The 16,790-nt window shown below is 63.0% G+C and carries 16 protein-coding genes; 9 read left to right on the top strand and 7 right to left on the bottom strand.

The window, feature by feature from the left end; translation table 11 throughout:
• Nucleotides 1-3: 3 nt before the first annotated feature.
• Together AC5Y42_RS07135 and AC5Y42_RS07130 are read right to left on the bottom strand one after the other, a co-directional pair.
• A complete protein-coding gene (locus AC5Y42_RS07135) occupies nucleotides 4-279 on the bottom strand; it encodes an acylphosphatase (protein WP_499896899.1) in 276 nt (91 codons plus the stop codon).
• The gene (locus AC5Y42_RS07130) at nucleotides 272-679 is read right to left on the bottom strand and encodes an OsmC family protein (RefSeq protein WP_499896897.1); all 408 of its coding nucleotides are present in this window, start codon (nucleotides 677-679) and stop codon (nucleotides 272-274) included. Before AC5Y42_RS07130 ends, AC5Y42_RS07135 begins: the two co-directional genes overlap by 8 nt.
• A gap of 53 nt (nucleotides 680-732) precedes the next feature.
• Between AC5Y42_RS07130 and AC5Y42_RS07125 the strand changes: the two genes are divergently transcribed.
• The gene (locus tag AC5Y42_RS07125; protein WP_499896896.1) at nucleotides 733-1,509 is read left to right on the top strand and encodes a PIG-L deacetylase family protein; all 777 of its coding nucleotides are present in this window, start codon (nucleotides 733-735) and stop codon (nucleotides 1,507-1,509) included.
• Nucleotides 1,510-1,596: 87 nt separating this feature from the next.
• On the opposite strand, the gene mutM is transcribed toward AC5Y42_RS07125, so the two are convergent.
• The 4 genes from mutM to sepIVA are packed head-to-tail and all read right to left on the bottom strand — an operon-like array spanning nucleotide 1,597 to nucleotide 4,491.
• Nucleotides 1,597-2,442 carry a DNA-formamidopyrimidine glycosylase gene (gene mutM / locus AC5Y42_RS07120; RefSeq protein WP_499896894.1) on the bottom strand — a complete coding sequence of 282 codons (846 nt, stop codon included), beginning with the start codon at nucleotides 2,440-2,442 and terminating at the stop codon, nucleotides 1,597-1,599.
• Nucleotides 2,443-2,447: 5 nt separating this feature from the next.
• On the bottom strand, nucleotides 2,448-3,128 hold the full coding sequence (rnc, locus tag AC5Y42_RS07115; RefSeq protein ID WP_499896893.1) for a ribonuclease III: 681 nt from the start codon (nucleotides 3,126-3,128) through the stop codon (nucleotides 2,448-2,450).
• A complete protein-coding gene (locus AC5Y42_RS07110) occupies nucleotides 3,125-3,709 on the bottom strand; it encodes a YceD family protein (protein ID WP_499896891.1) in 585 nt (194 codons plus the stop codon). The genes rnc and AC5Y42_RS07110 overlap by 4 nt, the downstream gene beginning before the upstream one ends.
• Nucleotides 3,710-3,753: 44 nt before the next feature.
• Nucleotides 3,754-4,491, bottom strand: coding sequence for a cell division protein SepIVA (sepIVA, locus tag AC5Y42_RS07105; RefSeq protein WP_499896889.1), 738 nt, complete (start codon nucleotides 4,489-4,491; stop codon nucleotides 3,754-3,756).
• 338 nt (nucleotides 4,492-4,829) lie between these two features.
• On the opposite strand from sepIVA, the gene AC5Y42_RS07100 reads away from it, so the two are divergent.
• Nucleotides 4,830-6,203 carry an HNH endonuclease signature motif containing protein gene (locus AC5Y42_RS07100; RefSeq protein WP_499896888.1) on the top strand — a complete coding sequence of 458 codons (1,374 nt, stop codon included), beginning with the start codon at nucleotides 4,830-4,832 and terminating at the stop codon, nucleotides 6,201-6,203.
• A 99-nt stretch (nucleotides 6,204-6,302) separates the two neighbouring features.
• Entirely contained in the window at nucleotides 6,303-6,455 is a 153-nt protein-coding gene (locus tag AC5Y42_RS07095; RefSeq protein ID WP_499896886.1) for a hypothetical protein, read from the top strand.
• 269 nt (nucleotides 6,456-6,724) lie between these two features.
• Here AC5Y42_RS07095 and AC5Y42_RS07090 read toward each other — a convergent pair whose 3' ends face one another.
• Nucleotides 6,725-7,009 (bottom strand): type II toxin-antitoxin system TacA family antitoxin, encoded by a 285-nt coding sequence (locus AC5Y42_RS07090; RefSeq protein ID WP_499896885.1) that lies wholly within the window; start codon nucleotides 7,007-7,009, stop codon nucleotides 6,725-6,727.
• A gap of 259 nt (nucleotides 7,010-7,268) precedes the next feature.
• Here AC5Y42_RS07090 and AC5Y42_RS07085 point away from each other — a divergent pair, with 259 nt between their 5' ends.
• From AC5Y42_RS07085 to AC5Y42_RS07060, 6 genes are read left to right on the top strand one after another with little or no spacing between them, the layout of a single operon-like run.
• The gene (locus AC5Y42_RS07085; protein ID WP_499896884.1) at nucleotides 7,269-9,704 is read left to right on the top strand and encodes a type I restriction-modification system subunit M; all 2,436 of its coding nucleotides are present in this window, start codon (nucleotides 7,269-7,271) and stop codon (nucleotides 9,702-9,704) included.
• Entirely contained in the window at nucleotides 9,701-10,996 is a 1,296-nt protein-coding gene (locus AC5Y42_RS07080; protein ID WP_499896882.1) for a restriction endonuclease subunit S, read from the top strand. The genes AC5Y42_RS07085 and AC5Y42_RS07080 overlap by 4 nt, the downstream gene beginning before the upstream one ends.
• Nucleotides 10,993-12,036, top strand: a complete 1,044-nt coding sequence (locus tag AC5Y42_RS07075) for a virulence RhuM family protein (protein WP_499896881.1) — start codon at nucleotides 10,993-10,995, stop codon at nucleotides 12,034-12,036. Before AC5Y42_RS07080 ends, AC5Y42_RS07075 begins: the two co-directional genes overlap by 4 nt.
• A complete protein-coding gene (locus AC5Y42_RS07070; RefSeq protein WP_499896879.1) occupies nucleotides 12,033-12,977 on the top strand; it encodes a GIY-YIG nuclease family protein in 945 nt (314 codons plus the stop codon). Before AC5Y42_RS07075 ends, AC5Y42_RS07070 begins: the two co-directional genes overlap by 4 nt.
• On the top strand, nucleotides 12,974-16,054 hold the full coding sequence (locus AC5Y42_RS07065; protein ID WP_499896877.1) for a type I restriction endonuclease subunit R: 3,081 nt from the start codon (nucleotides 12,974-12,976) through the stop codon (nucleotides 16,052-16,054). The genes AC5Y42_RS07070 and AC5Y42_RS07065 overlap by 4 nt, the downstream gene beginning before the upstream one ends.
• Nucleotides 16,041-16,766 (top strand): M48 family metallopeptidase, encoded by a 726-nt coding sequence (locus AC5Y42_RS07060; RefSeq protein ID WP_499896876.1) that lies wholly within the window; start codon nucleotides 16,041-16,043, stop codon nucleotides 16,764-16,766. Before AC5Y42_RS07065 ends, AC5Y42_RS07060 begins: the two co-directional genes overlap by 14 nt.
• The last annotated feature ends 24 nt before the right edge of the window (nucleotides 16,767-16,790 follow it).

The following is a 16,790-nucleotide window of genomic DNA, read 5'->3' as shown; positions in this document are numbered from 1 at the left end:
AGACTACCTTTCGGTGAAGCCGCTGATCGGTTCGCCGCGCGGCGACCAATCGACAACTACGTTGTCGACGTGGCCAGGTGTTTTACCGGTTTGCAACAGCTGCAACAGCTGTTCACAGGCGTCACGTGAGCCCTGCGCGACGACCTGGACCCGCCCGTCGGGCCGGTTGGCGGCGTAGCCGGTCAGACCCAGTTCCAGAGCCCGGCAGCGGGTCCACCAGCGGAAGCCGACACCCTGCACCTTGCCGTGCACCCAGGCGGTGAGCCGCACCTCACCCACTGGTCACCTCGAAAGTCACGTTGGTGCCCGACTTGAGGGTGCGGCCGACCGTGCAGACCTGGTCGACGGCGCGCTCGACGACCGTCAGCACGCGCGCCTTCTCGTCGTCCGTCAAGCCCGACAGGTCGATCTCGAGGGTCTCCTCCAGCAGCGGATACCGCTCCTGCTCACGGTCAGCCACGCCGGAGACTTTGATGGTGGCCGGGTAGTCGTCTCCGAGCCGGCGGGCCAGCGGCTGGTCGCTGGCCATTCCGCTGCAGGCGGCCAGCGCGATTTTCAGCAGCTCCCCCGGTGTGAACACCCCGTCGACGTCCTCGGACCCGACGAGGACCTGCGCGCCCCGCGAGCTGTGGCCGGTGTAGCGACGGACCCCGGTGCGTTCCACCCACAGTTGCGTCATGGGTCAGTTCTACAGTGTGCGGCAATCGACGAGGTCGGGTAATACTGCAACCCATGGCCACCGTCGTCGCATTTCACGCCCACCCGGACGACGAGGTCATCCTGACCGGCGGCACGCTGGCGCGAGCGGCGGCAGCCGGGCACCGCGTGGTCGTCGTCACGGCAACCGACGGCCATCTGGACAATACTGAAGAAAGACCTCGGCTGGACGAATTACGTTCGAGCGCAGGCATTCTCGGAGCGCAGCGGGTCGAGTGCCTCGGCTACGCCGATAGCGGATACGGCCCTGAGTTCTATCCCGACCCGCCCGGACGCGTCAGGTTCGGACGAGCGGATGTCGAGGAGGCCGCGCAACGACTGGCGACGATACTTCGCGACGAAAACGCGGACCTGCTGCTGAACTACCAATCCAACGGCGGCTATCACCACCGTGATCATGTGCAGGTCCACCATGTCGGCAAGCGGGCGGCCGAACTCGCTGGCACGCCGCGAGTGCTCGAGGTGACGATGCCGCGGGAATGGCTGTGCCGGATCAGCGATCTCGCTCGGGTGCTGCGACTGCCGGCGCCGTACGAGCCGGACGTCGTCCGCACCGCATACGCTCCGCGGGCAACCATCACCCACCGGATCGACGTTTTCCGTTTTGCGCGGCAGAAGCGGGATGCGTTGGCCGCTCATCGCTCGCAGATCGGCAGTACCGGTATCGCCGCGCGCATGTTCGGGGTGCTGCTGCGCCTGCCACCTCAGGTGTTCGGGCTGCTGTTCGCTCGGGAATGGTTCGTCGATCCGGACGCGCCGCCGGGGTCGGTACGCCGCGACATCTTCGACTGACGCCCTCTGCGCGAGCGTGCGTGTTCCCGGTAATTTGCCCGGCGTGTCGCCCGGGATAGCGCACGCTCGCGCCCGGCCAAACAGGAGTCAGCGCGGGCGGGGCTGGCAGCGAGGGCAGTAGAACGACGAGCGGTTCATGAACTTTTCCCGGCGGATCACCGCGCCACAGCGCCGGCAGGGTTTGCCGTCGCGACCGTATGCATCCAGCGACCGCTCGAAATAGCCGGACTGGCCGTTGACGTTGACGTACAGCGCATCGAATGAGGTACCGCCCTGGGCCAACGCGTCACGCATCACCTCGGCGGCCGCGTCCAGTACCGCCGTCAACGTGCGGCGGGTCAACGCGTCGGCGAGACGGACCCCGTTCACCTTGGCCCGCCACAGCGCCTCGTCGGCATAGATGTTGCCGATACCCGACACCACGGTCTGGTCGAGCAGTTGGCGTTTGATCTCAGAATGCTTGCGCCGCAGTACGTTAACCACGGCGGCGAGGTCGAATCGCGGGTCGAGCGGGTCGCGGGCCAAATGCGCCACCGGCGCGGGGACCACGCTGCCGTCCACAGTCACCAAATCGGCCAGCAGCCACCCGCCGAACGTCCGTTGGTCGACAAAGCTCATCGTGGCCCCGTCGTCGAGCACCGCGGCGACCCGCAAATGGCCGACATTGGGGACAGTGCCGAGCAGCATCTGTCCGCTCATCCCCAGGTGGATGACCAGCGCCGCGTCGCCGTCCAGCGTCAGCCACAGATATTTGCCGCGGCGGTCGGAGCCGGTGATCCGCGCGCCGAGCAGCCGCGCCGTGAGGTCGGCCGGACCGGCCTCGTGGCGGCGCACCGCGCGGGGATGATGCACCCGGACCGCGGTGATCGTCTTGTCGACCACATGGTCCTGCAACCCGCGCCGCACCACCTCGACTTCGGGGAGTTCGGGCATCTACATCACGCGCTGTCGAGGGCAGTCCAGGCTGCTGCAGCGGCCTTCTGTTCGGCTTCCTTTTTGGATCGACCCACACCGGTGCCGTACTTGGTGTCCATGACGACGACGACGGCGGTGAACTCCTTGTCGTGATCGGGCCCGGTGGAGGTGACCTGGTAGGACGGCGCGCCCAAGCCGCGCGCCGCGGTCAGCTCCTGCAGGCTGGTCTTCCAGTCCAAGCCGGCGCCCAGCGTGGGCGCGGCGTCCAGCAGCCCACCGAACAATCGCAGGATCACCTGCCGGGCCGTGTCCATCCCGTGGTGTATGTAGACCGCGCCCAGCAGCGACTCCATCCCGTCGGCCAGGATGCTCGATTTGTCGGCGCCGCCGGTGTTGGCCTCGCCGCGGCCCAACAGCAAGTGGGCTCCGAGTCCCTGGTCAGTCAGCCCACGTGCGACGTCGGCGAGCGCTTGGGTGTTGACCACGCTGGATCGCAGCTTGGCCAGATCGCCCTCCGAGCGGTCGGGGTGGCGGCGGAAAAGTTCGTCGGTGATGGTCAGTCCCAGCACCGCGTCGCCGAGGAACTCCAGGCGCTCGTTGGTGGGCAGCCCGCCGTGCTCGTAGGCGTAGCTGCGGTGCGTCAGCGCCAATGTCAGCAGCTCGTCGGGCAGGTCCGTCCCGAGCGCCTCGAGCAGGCTGTTCACGACTGCGCCGTGTCCTCGTCCGGGCGCACCATGCCCGCCAGCTTGGCCCAGCGCGGGTCGATCTGGTCGTGGTGGTGACCGGGTTCGGCGGTGGCCAGCGGAACCCCGCAGTCCGGGCACAGCCCGGGGCAATCCGTGCGGCACACCGGCGACAGCGGCAGTTCCAACCCGACGGCGTCGATGACGGGCTGCTCGAGGTCGACGATGTCATCGACGACGCGGCCGAACTCGTCGTCCTCGGTGGTCACGTCGGTGGCGCTGTCGGGGTAAGCGAACAGCTCAGTCAGGTCGACCTGCACCTGCCCGGTGACCGATCCCAGACAACGGGTGCATTCGCCGCTGGTGGGCGCGGCCACTGTGCCGGTCACCAGCACGCCTTCGGACACCGACTCCACCCGCAGATCCAGCTGCATCGGCGCCCCGCGCTCGATTGCGATCAAGTCCAGCCCGATGCGCGACGGGCTGGCCACGGTGTCATGCACCGAGAACATCGCCCCCGGCCGTCGCGGCAGCCGCGCGACGTTGATCGCGAGCGGTGACGTTGGCCGCCGGTGCCTTGTCGAGCTGTGCTGCCTAGGCATGCCCGCGATTTTACGGGCGGGGCAGGCAGCAGTCCGAATCCGAACTAACGCGTCGCGTAGTCGTGGGTGCCGGCCCCGGTCCGCAGTTGGTGTCGACCGCGGTTGACCGAGCGCAGCGTGCCGTTGAGGTACTCCTCGAATTCGGCGAGCTTGGCATCGACGTAGATATCGCACTCGCCGCGCATCCGGTCGGCTTCGGCGTGCGCGGAGTCGATGAGCCGGGTGGCCTCCGCGTTGGCCGACGCCACGACTTCGGTCTGCGAGACCAGCCGCTGCTGTTCTTTGATGCCCTCTTGCACGGCCTTCTCGTAGGAGATGTTGCCCTCTTCGACCAACCGGTCGGATTCCGCCTTGGCGCGGCCGGTGGCGGCCTCGTATTCACGCTTGGCCGAGGCAGCGATGCGGACCGCCTCCTCGCGAGCTTCGCCGACCATCCGGTCACTGTGTTGGCGCGCCTCGCCCACCATCCGGTCGGCCTGCGACTTGGCGTCGGACAGGATCCGGTCGGCCTCCGAGCGGGCGTGGTTGAGCATCGACTCGGATTCGGTGGTCGCCGAGGACACCATGGAGTCGGCGTGGGTCTTGGCGTCGTGGAGCAGCGAATCGCGGGCGTCGAGCACATCCTGGGCATCGTCCAACTCACCGGGGATGGCGTCCTTGATGTCGTCGATCAACTCCAGCACGTCGCCGCGCGGCACCACGCAGCCGGCCGTCATCGGCACTCCGCGGGCTTCTTCGACTATCGCGCCCAGTTCGTCCAGGGCTTCAAAAACTCGGTACACGGCAACACCCTTCCGGCATCGTTTGTTGTTACCAGTGTGCCTGGTGTTGCTTCTGTGACTGGGTTGCCGTGCCCGGTGTGTCGGACATTGGCTGCTATGCCGCTCACCTGCACACTTGGCGTCATTATGTCGGCCCACGGGATCGGGGGCAACGCCGATAGGCCGGGACCAGCTAGCCGCCCGCCACTTCCTTTGCCAGGTGGCTCGGCAACACCCTTGGGCATGGTCGTCAGCTCCTCGTTTTATGAATACTCGTACCCCTCAAATCACTTGTGTCACTGTAGTTCTTCCTGTGGATAACCGCAGCGGTTGTCGCCGCCTTCCGGTATCATTCGAATATGCGTTCGAATAGCCGGGAAGAGATCGACGAGGTCTTCGATGGGCTGGCCGCCTACCTCAAACGCGCCCTGGACCTGTGCTTTGACGGGCTGACCACGCCTGAGCGGCTGGTCATGCTGCAGCGGTGTGAGACGCTGCGCCGCCAGCTGCCCGCCGTCGAGCATCCGCTGATCAACCAGCTCGGCGAGCAGGCCGACGAAGCCGAACTGGGGGGCAAGCTGTCATTTGCGCTGGCCGAGCGGTTACAGATCACCCGCGCCGACGCCGCCCGCCGCATCGGCGAAGCCGCCGACCTGGGTCCGCGCCGGGCGCTCACCGGTGGACCGTTGGAGCCGCTGTTGGCCGCGACTGCCGAGGCCCAGCGCGCCGGCCGCCTCGGGGCCGGTCATGTGGCGGTGATCCGCAGCTTTTATCACCGGCTGCCCGACGCCGTGGATGTGGAAACCCGCGAGCGCGCCGAAGCCCACCTGGCCGAGTTGGCCGGCGAGCATCGCCCCGACGACTTGGCCAAGCTGGCCGACCGGCTCACCGACTGCCTCAACCCCGATGGCGATTTCACCGACACCGACCGCGCGCGGCGTCGCAGCCTGATCCGGGGCAAACAAGACATCGACGGCATGTGCCCGATCACCGGATACCTGACCCCCGAAGCCAGCGCCACCCTGGATGCCGTGTTGGCCAAGCTGGCCGCCCCGGGCATGTGCAACCCCGACGACCCCACCCCCTGTGTGAGCGGCACTCCCTCGCAGGAGGCCATCGAGCGCGACACCCGCAGCATTGGGCAGCGCAACCATGACGCGCTGATCGCCGCCGGCCGTGCGCTGCTGGCTTCCGGCGATTTGGGTCAGCACAACGGGCTACCGGCGACGATCATCGTGTCCACCACGCTGGCCGAGCTCGAAGCCGGCGCCGGCAAAGCCCTCACCGGCGGGGGCACCTTGTTACCGATGTCTGATGTGATTCGGCTGGCCTCCCACGCTCATCATTACCTGTCGGTTTTCGACAAGGGCAAGGCGATCGGGCTGTATCACGTCAAACGGCTGGCCTCACTGGGTCAGCGAATCGTGTTGCACGCCAAGGATCGTGGCTGCACGTTCCCCAACTGTGATATGCCGGGCTACCTCACCGAGGTTCACCACGTCACCGACTTCGCCCAATGCCGGGAAACCGACATCGATGATCTGACCCTGGGTTGCGGGCCGCACCACAAACTGGTCACCTCCGGTGGCTGGAAAACCCGCAAACTCAAAAGCGGTGATACCGAATGGATCCCACCCCCACATCTCGACCACGGCCAACCGAGAACCAACAGCTACCACCATCCCGAGCGGCTCCTGCGTGAAGGCGACGGCGAGGATGACGAGGTTCCGTAACGAATTAGCTACCGCGCGAGAGTTTCAAATGCCAAGGGCCGCTGCAATATCGCTGAGACGTCGCCACAACCTTCCCTGGTCGAGGTCACGAAAGCCGCAGTGCCGGTGGAACTCTGCAGCGCGCTCATCGATGGCGTCTACGACGACGGCACGCGCACCGAACTCTGCGCCACCGCGGACACAACGACGAAGACAGTCGACCAGAAGATGGCCATCGAGGCGTCGCCCCTGCTCGCTACGGTCGAGCGCTAAACGTGCCAGAAGTACAACGGGCACTGGGTCAGGCATCCCCCGCCGTAGCCTTGACGGGGCGTCGCCGTGAGTGACCGAACTCATCGCCAGCGCGTAGTAGCCCACTACCGTTTCACCTCGGCGCAGCACATAGGTGGCCGCGGTCCCGGCTGAGGCGGCGACGAGCGCAGAATTGCGCAACCAACGATCGAGCCCGGCGATTCCAGAATCGAATCGATCAAGACGATCCTCACGAGAGAGCAACTCGACGGGTCGAAGGTGACTGCTACTCACCGGGAGGAGATCGGGCTGGACTCTTGCGCGTAGCGGCTCAGAGTTGGCATCGGCTCCGCCTGCCCGTCAAGCGCGGCGACGAACCGTTGGAATTCCGCGTTCTTCAAGGCGATTCGCCCGGCACGTTCGAGGACATCGTCGGCGCGCTCCCCGGCGGCCGAAAGCAAGAACCCGGTCAACGTTTCCCCGGCCGCCTCAGCGGCGGCTCGCAGACGTGCCTCCTGATTTGCATCGATCCGCAGGTTGATGCGTCCGCGGCTCGCGCGTTCTACCGAACTCATACCGTGAGTGTACTCACCTGGTACGTACGCGCAACAGAGTTCTGCAGGTCCGCAGATGGACAAGGCACATAGCCGAGCGACGACCAGACAAACGGCTGCCACGACGTGGTCGCGACGCAGAACGCGTCATACGTCCCGACGTTTCAGAAGCCGGCCCCCCTGTCGGTGCGTCTCGATAGGCTCGCAGCACCATGACGCAGGCAGTCATCCGCCGAGACGTGGTCCAAGAATCAAAGCAACGAAACGGGGAGCTTCACCAGTGGCCCTGAAGAAATCTGACCTCTATAGCTCGCTCTGGAAGTCGTGTGACGAACTGCGCGGCGGCATGGACGCCAGCCAGTACAAGGACTACATCCTGACGCTGCTGTTCGTGAAGTACGTCTCGGACAAGGCCAAGGCCGACCCGAACAGCTTGATCGACGTCCCCAGGGGCGGCTCGTTTGACAACATGCTGGCCGCCAAGGGCGACAAGGAGATCGGCGACCGGATCAACAAGATCATCGCCAAGCTTGCCGAGGCCAACGGCTTACAGAAGGTCATCGACCTGGCCGACTTCAACGACGAGGAGAAGCTCGGCAAGGGCAAGGAGATGCAAGACCGGCTCTCCAAGCTGGTCACCATCTTCGGCGACCTGGACTTCCGAGGCTCCCGCGCCGAGGGCGACGACCTGCTCGGCGACGCCTACGAGTACCTGATGCGCCACTTCGCCACCGAGTCCGGCAAGAGCAAGGGCCAGTTCTACACCCCGGCCGAGGTCTCCCGGGTGGTGGCCAAGGTGGTCGGCATCGGCGCGCAAACCCGCCGGGACGCGACGGTCTACGACCCGGCGTGTGGGTCGGGTTCGTTGTTACTCAAGGCCGCCGCCGAGGCGCCGCACGGCATGACGATCTACGGGCAGGAGAAAGACAACGCCACCTGGGCACTGTGCCGGATGAACATGATCTTGCACGGCAACGCGATCGCCGACATCCGCAAGGGCGACACGCTGACCAGTCCCCAGCTCACCAAGCAGGGCCAGCTGCAGACGTTCGACTTCGCCGTGATGAATCCGCCGTTCTCGGTCAAGTCGTGGACCAATGGGCTGGAGAACGAGTACAGCCGCTTCGACGGGTTCGCGCGCCCGCCGGAGAAAAACGGCGACTACGCCTTTCTGCTGCATGTGCTCAAGTCGCTCAAGAGCACCGGCAAGGCCGCGATCATCCTGCCGCACGGGGTGTTGTTCCGGGGTCACGCCGAGGCGACCATCCGCAGGGAGCTGCTCAAGCGTGGCTACATCAAGGGTGTTATCGGCTTGCCGCCCAACCTGTTCTACGGCACCGGCATCCCGGCCTGCATCGTGGTGCTCGACAAGGAGAACGCGGCCGGGCGCACCGGCGTGTTCATGGTCGACGCGTCCAAAGGCTTCATGAAAGACGGCCCGAAGAACCGGCTGCGCAGCCAGGATATCCACAAGATTGTCGACGTCTTCACCAAACGGCTGGACGTCGAGCGTTACTCGCGGATGGTGCCGCTGGCGGAGATCGCTGATCCGAAGAACGACTACAACCTCAACATTCCCCGCTACATCGACTCCTCGGAGCCCGAGGACATCCAGGATCTATACGCGCACTTGCATGGCGGCATCCCCAACCGCGATCTCGACGCGCTGGCCGGCTACTGGGATGCGTTCCCGGATTTGCGCACGGCGTTGTTCAAACGCAAACGAGCCGGCTACAGCGCCCTGCGAGTGGACATCGGTGAGGTTCAACAGACCGTCCTCGACTCCGACGACTTTGCGGTGTTCGCTAAAAGGGCGGCACGCAAGGTCGACAGCTGGTTCGCCAAGCACCGTCCGATACTGCAGAGCATCGACGCGACGACGGTCCCCAACGAACTGATCGCCATAATCAGCGACGACTTGCTGGCCAGGTTCAAGCCGGTGGCGCTGCTCGACGAGTACGACGTCTACGAGCAGCTGATGACCTACTGGCACACCGTCATGCACGACGACGTTTTCCTGATCATGAACGAGGGCTGGATGGGCGCGGCTAAGCCTCGCAAGACGATTGAGGACAAAGACCGCAAGCTCTCGGAAATACCCGATCTCGTCACCGGCTCGGGCCGCAGCGCTGCGAAGTACAAGATGGACCTCATCCCGCCTGCGCTGATCGTCGCGCGCTTCTTCGCCCACGAGCAGGCGGAGGTCGACGACCTCAACGCCGAAGTCGAAGAGTGCGGCCGTGCGATCGAGGAGTACGTCGAAGAGCACGCCGTCGAGGACGGGCTGCTCGCTGACGCGATGGACGACGACAAGATCACTAAAGCGCTTGCGGCTGCGCGACTTAAAGACGCCCGGCTTGAGAAGGCCGACGCCGACGAGATCGACGCGCTGACGCATCTGATCGGGCTTTATGACGCCGAGGCCGGAGTTAAGAAGAAAGCCAAGGAAGCGCAGGCGGCGCTGGACGTGGCGACCCTGAAGAAGTACGGGAAGTTGACGCTGCCGGAGATCAAACAGCTTGTGCTCGATGACAAGTGGCATGGGGCGGTGGCTAATCGGATTGCTGGAGAGGTCAAGGAGCTGACGCTCGGGCTAGTTTCGCGGATACAAGAACTTGGCGAACGCTACGGAGAAACCGTCGGCGCTCTCGACGTTGACATAGAGAGGCTCGAAGCGAAGATCGCGGGCCACCTCGAAGCCATGGGAATCAGATGACGACTGGGGCGCTACTAAGCAGGCGCACAAACATCGCAGCGATCGGTGCGCTACCTCGGGATTGGGAGATACAGACCCTTGCCGGTCTTGGTGGGAATGTAACGAGCGGTTCACGCGGTTGGGCGAGTTATTACTCCGATCACGGCGATCTATTTGTGCGCATCACAAACCTCAGACGAGAGAACATTCACCTTGATCTCTCAAATAACAGGTTCGTCATGCTAAGCGGAAACGATGCCGAAGCTGATCGAACACGCTTGCGTGTCGGCGATCTTCTTGTCTCTATCACAGCCGATATCGGAATCATCGGATATGTAGACGATGGCGTGCCGAGCCCTGCATACATCAACCAGCATATTGCGAGAGTACGATTAGATACCAAAAGAGTAGACAGTCGGTTCGTCGCATATTACTTGTCCAGCTGGCGCCCGCAAAGACAATTCGTTGCCTCAACCGATACCGGCGCAAAAACGGGAATGAATCTAACAGCGGTCGGCAATTTACAAACAGTTGCTCCACCGCTAGCGGAGCAGAAGCGTATCGCCGATGCTCTTACTGACTGCGATGACCTGATCGCCTCGCTAGAGCGCATGTTCGCCAAGAAGCATGCGATCAAGCAGGGCATGATGCGGCAACTTCTCACCGGCAGAACGCGTCTGCTTGGCTTCACAGCAGAGTGGACCCTCACAACCGTCGGGGATATTGCCGATGTGAAGACGGGGCCATTTGGCTCAACACTGCATGAGAGGGACTACGTCTCCGATGGCACCCCAATTATCACTGTGGAGCACCTCGGAGAACGAGGAGTAGCAGCCAAAGACGCGCCAATGGTTTCGAACGGAGATTGCCAAAGACTACACGCCTATGCCCTGCGTTCGGGTGACGTGGTATTCAGCCGCGTGGGTTCAATCGACCGCAATGCATTGATCTCTCCTTTCGAGGAGGGCTGGCTCTTCTCTGGCCGCTTGCTTCGTGTCCGGTTCGACAAGAAGCGGGCAGATCCCGCCTTCATGAGTGCACAGTTTCACTCTCAACGATTTCGTGAGTCAGTCCGGTCGGTGGCTGTTGGCCAGACAATGCCGTCGCTGAACACATCGATCCTTCGGGGCATCACCGTCGACCTGCCACCTATGGACGAGCAGAGTGCGATCGGCGAAATCGCCGCCGACATAAACCGTGAACTTGGTGTTCTCGACGAACGCCTTACCAAAGCCAAAGCCATTAAGCAAGGCATGATGCAGCAACTCCTCACGGGTTGTACCCGGCTGCCAGTCCCGGACTCGAGCGGATGAGCGAGCTAGAGCCCACACGCAGTCAGTTCCTCGTCTACCAAGACGAGGCCGGCGCCATCCGGATCGACGTCCGATTCGACGACGAGACGGTGTGGTTGACGCAGGCGCAGATTGTCGAGCTGTTCGATTCGTCCAAGCCCAATATCAGCGAGCACATCAAGAACGTCATCGACGAGGGTGAGCTTGGCCCGGCGCGAACTGTTCGGGATTTCCGAACAGTTCGACGTGAGGGCGGACGCGATGTGCAACGGTCGCTCACCCACTACAACCTCGACATGATCATCTCGGTCGGATACCGGGTGAAGTCGCGGACGGCGACGGCGTTCCGCATCTGGGCAACGCAGCGGCTGCGGGAGTACATCGTCAAGGGCTTCGTGCTGGACGACGAGCGGCTGAAGAACCCCGACCTGCCGTTCGACTACTTCGACGAGCTGCTCCAACGCATCCAGGACATCCGCACCTCGGAGCGACGGTTCTACCAGAAGATCACCGATGTCTATGCGACTTCGATCGACTATGACTCGGCCGCCGAACTGACGCAGACGTTCTACGCCACCGTTCAGAACAAGCTGCACTGGGCGATCACCGGGCAGACCGCCGCCGAGGTGGTTCGACGGCGCGCCGACGCGTCGAAGCCGAACATGGGATTAACCAGCTGGCGCGGCGCGCGGATCAAGAAATCCGACATCGCGATCGCCAAGAACTACTACGAACAAGACGAGCTACGGGCGCTGAACAATCTCGTCGAGCAGTACCTGGTGTTCGCCGAAGGCCAGGCGCAACGGCGGATACCGATGAGAATGGCCGACTGGGTCGCCAAGCTCGACGGGTTCCTGACCCTGAACGACCGCGACATCCTGACCTCCGCCGGAACGATCTCCCACGAACTGGCTACTGAACATGCGGCGGCCGAGTTCGAGAAGTTCAAACTGGACGAGTCTCGCGCCGTCGAATCGGATTTCGACCGGTTCAGCAAGAAGATGCTCAGCCAGCGCAAGCCAGATGACGAGGGACGGCAACTGTCGGGAGACCAACCATGAGCGTCGGTAAATCAGTCCGCCTTTTTCTCGCCGACGGCACGCCAGGCGGCTTGCTAACCGCCGAGATCATGAACTGGACAGGCCATGTCGTGGCCGCGCCCCGATCCGACCTGGCCGCGCTCGTCAAGCGGCCTGAGACGAATAGAACCGGTGTGTACGTCCTGCTCGGCGACGACCCGGGCAGCCTTGGCGGACAACTGGCCTACATCGGCGAAGGCGATGACATCAGCAAGCGGCTGTATCAGCATGCGCGGCCAGAAGAACTGGGCGGCAAGGACTTCTGGGACCGCGCCGTCGTCCTGACCAGCAAGGATGCCAACCTGACCAAGGCGCACGCCCGCTATCTGGAAAGCCGCTTCATCGCCTTGGCGCATACGGCGAAACGGGCGCGCCTGATTAATGGGACCGCACCCACACCGATCGTCCTACCCGAAGCCGACGTGTCGGACATGGAGTACTACGTCAGCCAGGTCAAAATCGTCCTGCCGGTGCTTGGTGTCAACCTCCTTCGTTCTGCCGCTACGAGCAATCCCACGACCGCAGCGTCCACAGGTGGGCAGACTACCGACACACCTGCTGAATCACCGTTGTTCGAGCTGTACCTCAAGAAGGAAGGCATCGTCGCTAGGGCTCGCGAGATCGACGGCGAATTCACCGTGCTGGAAGGTTCCCAGGCGCGCAACGCATGGGTAGGCGCCAGCAATCATGCCTATAAGGCGCTCCATCAGAAGCTGCTGCAGGACGGCTCGATCGCTGCCAACGGGGACGGTTTATTGCGATTCACCCACGACCAGGTCTTCGCCAGTCCGAGTGCGGCTGCCGGTGTTGTTTTCGGACGGACCGCCAACGGCCGTATCGAGTGGAAGATCCCCGACTCCGGGATCAGCTACGGCAGCTGGCAGAACGCGGGGGTTGAAGACGCCGCCGGAGACCAATCATGAGCACCGTCGGCCAGATCGAACGCAAGACCCAAGACCACGTCGTCGAGCTATTCTGCAACTCCCTCGGCTACGAGTACCTCGGCAACTGGTCAACACGCGAGCACAACAGCAACGTCGAAATCGAACTACTGAAGCAGCATCTCAAAAGCCATAGCTACAGCGACACGCTGATCACCAAGGCCATCGATCGGCTGAAAAGCGACGCGTCCCTCGGCGGTGGCCGAGACCTGTACGAGTCCAACCGCGACGTCTACGGCTTGCTACGCTACGGCGTCAAGGTCAAGGCCGGCAAAGGCCAACACAACGAGACGGTATGGCTCGTCGACTGGAAACATCCGGACGCCAACCACTTCGCGATCGCCGAAGAAGTCACCATCGCCGGCAGCCACACCAAACGCCCAGACCTGGTGCTGTATGTCAATGGCATCGCAATCGCCACCATCGAGCTCAAACGGTCCAAAGTGGCTGTCTCCGAAGGCATAAGACAGACCATCGGTAACCAGAAAGCCGACTTCATCCGACCGTTTTTCACGACGGTCCAGCTAACCTTTGCGGGCAACGACGTCGAAGGCTTGCGCTACGCAATCATCGACACCCCTGAGAAGTACTGGCTGAGCTGGAAGGAACCGTCAGACACCCAAGAGCCGCTCGACCGCGGGCTGACCCAGATGTGCGCGAAAGACCGCCTGTTGGAGCTTATTCACGACTTCATGGTCTTCGACGCCGGCGTCAAGAAGACCGCCCGCCACAACCAGTATTTCGGTGTCAAGGCCGCGCAAAAGCGCGTCGCCAAACGCGAGGGTGGCATCATCTGGCACACCCAGGGCTCGGGCAAATCGCTGACCATGGTGTGGCTGGCCAAGTGGCTGCGCGAGCACCAACACGACGCGCGGGTGCTGCTGATTACCGACCGCACCGAACTCGACGAGCAGATCGAGAAGGTCTTCGGCGGTGTCGATGAGCAGATCTACCGCACCACCTCTGGCGCGGATTTGCTCGCCACGTTGAACCAGAGCCCGCCGTGGCTGATCTGCTCGCTGATCCACAAGTTCCGCGCCTCCGAGGATGACACTGACGACGACCGGGCCGACTTCATCGCCAAGCTGAAGTCGAAGGTACCGAAAGACTTTGCCGCCAAGGGCAATATCTTCATCTTCATCGACGAAGCGCACCGCACCCAGTCCGGCACAATGCATGAAGCGATGAAGAAGCTGCTGCCAGGCGCTATGTTCATCGGCTTCACCGGCACCCCGCTGCTCAAGGCCGACAAAGCCACCAGCATCGAAACTTTCGGCAGCTTCATTCACACCTACAAGTTCGACGAGGCGGTACAGGACGGCGTCGTCGTCGACCTGCGGTACGAGGCACGCAACATCGACCAAGACTTGACCTCGCCGACCAAGGTCGACCAGTGGTTCGACGCGCAGACCAAGGGCATGACCGACCTATCCAAGGCCGAACTCAAGAAGCGTTGGGGCACCATGCAGAAGGTGGTCAGCGCCGAGCCGCGTGCCCGTCAGATCGTCGACGACATTCTCATCGACATGAACACCAAGCCGCGCCTGATGGACGGTCGCGGCAACGCGATGCTCGTCGGATCCAGCATCTACCAAGCTTGCACGTTCTATGAACTGTTCTGCCAGGCCGGCTTCAAGGGCAAGTGCGCTATCGTCACCAGCTACGCACCGAATCCGGCGGATATCTCGAAGGAAGACTCCGGTCACGGTGCAACCGAAAAGCTGCGCCAGTACGAGATCTACCGTCGCATGCTCGCCGATCACTTCGGTGAATCCGAGGACGCCGCGATGGGCAAGGTCGAACAGTTCGAGAGGGACGTCAAGCACGCGTTCGTCAACGAGCCGGGCCAGATGCGGCTGCTGATCGTGGTAGACAAGCTGCTGACCGGTTTCGACGCCCCCAGTGCCACCTACTTGTACATCGACAAGAAGATGGCCGATCATGGCCTGTTCCAAGCGATTTGCCGGGTCAACCGGCTCGACGGCGACGACAAGCGATACGGCTACATCGTGGACTATCGGGACCTGTTCAACTCACTGGAATCGGCGATTACCGACTACACCAGCGGCGCACTCGACGGCTACGACAAGGAAGACATCGAAGGGCTATTGACGGACCGTCTGACCGGTGGGCGTGAGGATCTCGATGAGGCACTGGAGCAGATCCGTGCGCTGTGTGACCGGGTCGCGCCGCCGAAGGACACGCTGCAGTATCAGCAGTACTTCTGCGCGCAGGAGGCGGGTAACGCCGAGCAGATCAAGGCCAATGAGGCCAAGCGCGTCAAGCTTTACAAGTCGGTTGCAGCCCTTACCCGCGCGTACGGCGAACTGGCCAATGATATGTCGGCCGCCGGGTACAGCGACGCTGACGCCGCCGCCATCAAGGCTGAGGTGGAGCACTACACGTCGGTGCGCGACGAGGTGAAGCTCGGCGCCGGGGAGAAGGTCGACTTCAAGCAGTTCGAGGCTGGAATGCGGTACATCCTCGACACCTACATCAGCGCTAAGTCGTCCGAGGTGGTGTCGAATTTCCGGGACGCCGGACTGGTGGAGTTGATCGTCAGACTCGGTAAGGGCGCCATCGACAAGCTGCCGCCGGGGATCAAGAAGGATCCCGAAGCCGTCGCCGAGACCATCGTCAACAACATGCGGAAGCTCATCATCGACGAGCACGCCGCCAACCCGAAGTACTACGACAAGATGTCCGATCTCCTCGACGCGCTGCTCGAAGAGCGGCGCAAGGGCGCATTGGAGTACAAGGAGTACCTGGCCAAGCTGGTCGAACAAGCCGCGAAACTCGGCAAGGGCGAGACGGACACGGTTTATCCCGACTGGGCCGACAGCCGCGCCCGTCGGGCACTGATCGACTTCGGTTGGCCAGACCCGGCTACACCGATCAAGGTCAACACCGTGATCCTGACCAACAAGCCGCACGACTGGGTCGGCAACACGATGAAGGAGAAGGTCGTGCGGCGTGCGATCAGCGGCGTCCTGCCCGACGGCTTCGACCGGCTCGATGAGCTGTTGGATCTGGTGAAGGCCCAAGATGAGTACCAGTAGCGGCTATCTCAGCGTCGCCGGTATCGACGTCGATATCGTCTACAAGGACATCAAAAACCTGCACATCGGCGTCTATCCTCCCCTAGGCCGAGTGCGGGTTGCCGCGCCACAGCGGCTTGACGACGACCATGTGCGCCTGGCGGTCATCGAGCGGCTACCGTGGATCAAACGACAGCGCAAGCAGTTACAAGATGCTGAGCGCCAATCGCAGCGCGAGATGGTCACCGGGGAATCGCACTATGTCTGGGGCGTTCGTTATCGCCTCAAGGTCGTCGAGCGACCCGGCCGGGCGCACTACGAGATCGACGGTGATCGCCTCATGCTCTACACGCCCGACGGCACCAGCCCGGAGCGGCGACGTCTACTGCTCGACCACTGGTATCGCCAACAGCTGCGAACCGTTGTGCCGGATCTGATCGCCAAGTGGGAGCCCGTGCTCCGCGTGTCGGTGCCGCGCTGGAGTATCCGCCGCATGAAAACCAAATGGGGCTCGTGTAACCGAGGGACCAGACATATCTGGTTCAATGTCGAGCTCGCGAAGAAGCACCCGGACTGCCTGGAGTACATCACTGTTCACGAGATGACCCATTACCTCGAGCGCAATCACAGCGAACGCTTCACCATTCTCATGGACGGCTTCCTGCCGGATTGGCGTGCCCGGCGCGATCTGCTGAACGAGTCGCCGCTGGCCCACGAGGAATGGGCCGGGTGAAACACCAGGCGATATATTAGGGTG

It is taken from the genome of Mycobacterium sp. NGS48 (assembly GCF_059812585.1).
This window is presented reverse-complemented; position numbering and strand designations above follow the sequence as displayed.

Coding starts and splice junctions, on each gene's coding strand:
- AC5Y42_RS07125 (WP_499896896.1), top strand. CDS start 733: ATGGCCACCGTCGTCGCATTTCACGCCCACCCGGACGACGAGGTCATC.
- AC5Y42_RS07100 (WP_499896888.1), top strand. CDS start 4,830: ATGCGTTCGAATAGCCGGGAAGAGATCGACGAGGTCTTCGATGGGCTG.
- AC5Y42_RS07130 (WP_499896897.1), bottom strand. CDS start 679: ATGACGCAACTGTGGGTGGAACGCACCGGGGTCCGTCGCTACACCGGC.
- AC5Y42_RS07070 (WP_499896879.1), top strand. CDS start 12,033: ATGAGCGTCGGTAAATCAGTCCGCCTTTTTCTCGCCGACGGCACGCCA.
- AC5Y42_RS07110 (WP_499896891.1), bottom strand. CDS start 3,709: ATGCCTAGGCAGCACAGCTCGACAAGGCACCGGCGGCCAACGTCACCG.
- AC5Y42_RS07065 (WP_499896877.1), top strand. CDS start 12,974: ATGAGCACCGTCGGCCAGATCGAACGCAAGACCCAAGACCACGTCGTC.
- AC5Y42_RS07090 (WP_499896885.1), bottom strand. CDS start 7,009: ATGAGTTCGGTAGAACGCGCGAGCCGCGGACGCATCAACCTGCGGATC.
- AC5Y42_RS07075 (WP_499896881.1), top strand. CDS start 10,993: ATGAGCGAGCTAGAGCCCACACGCAGTCAGTTCCTCGTCTACCAAGAC.
- mutM (WP_499896894.1), bottom strand. CDS start 2,442: ATGCCCGAACTCCCCGAAGTCGAGGTGGTGCGGCGCGGGTTGCAGGAC.
- AC5Y42_RS07080 (WP_499896882.1), top strand. CDS start 9,701: ATGACGACTGGGGCGCTACTAAGCAGGCGCACAAACATCGCAGCGATC.
- AC5Y42_RS07060 (WP_499896876.1), top strand. CDS start 16,041: ATGAGTACCAGTAGCGGCTATCTCAGCGTCGCCGGTATCGACGTCGAT.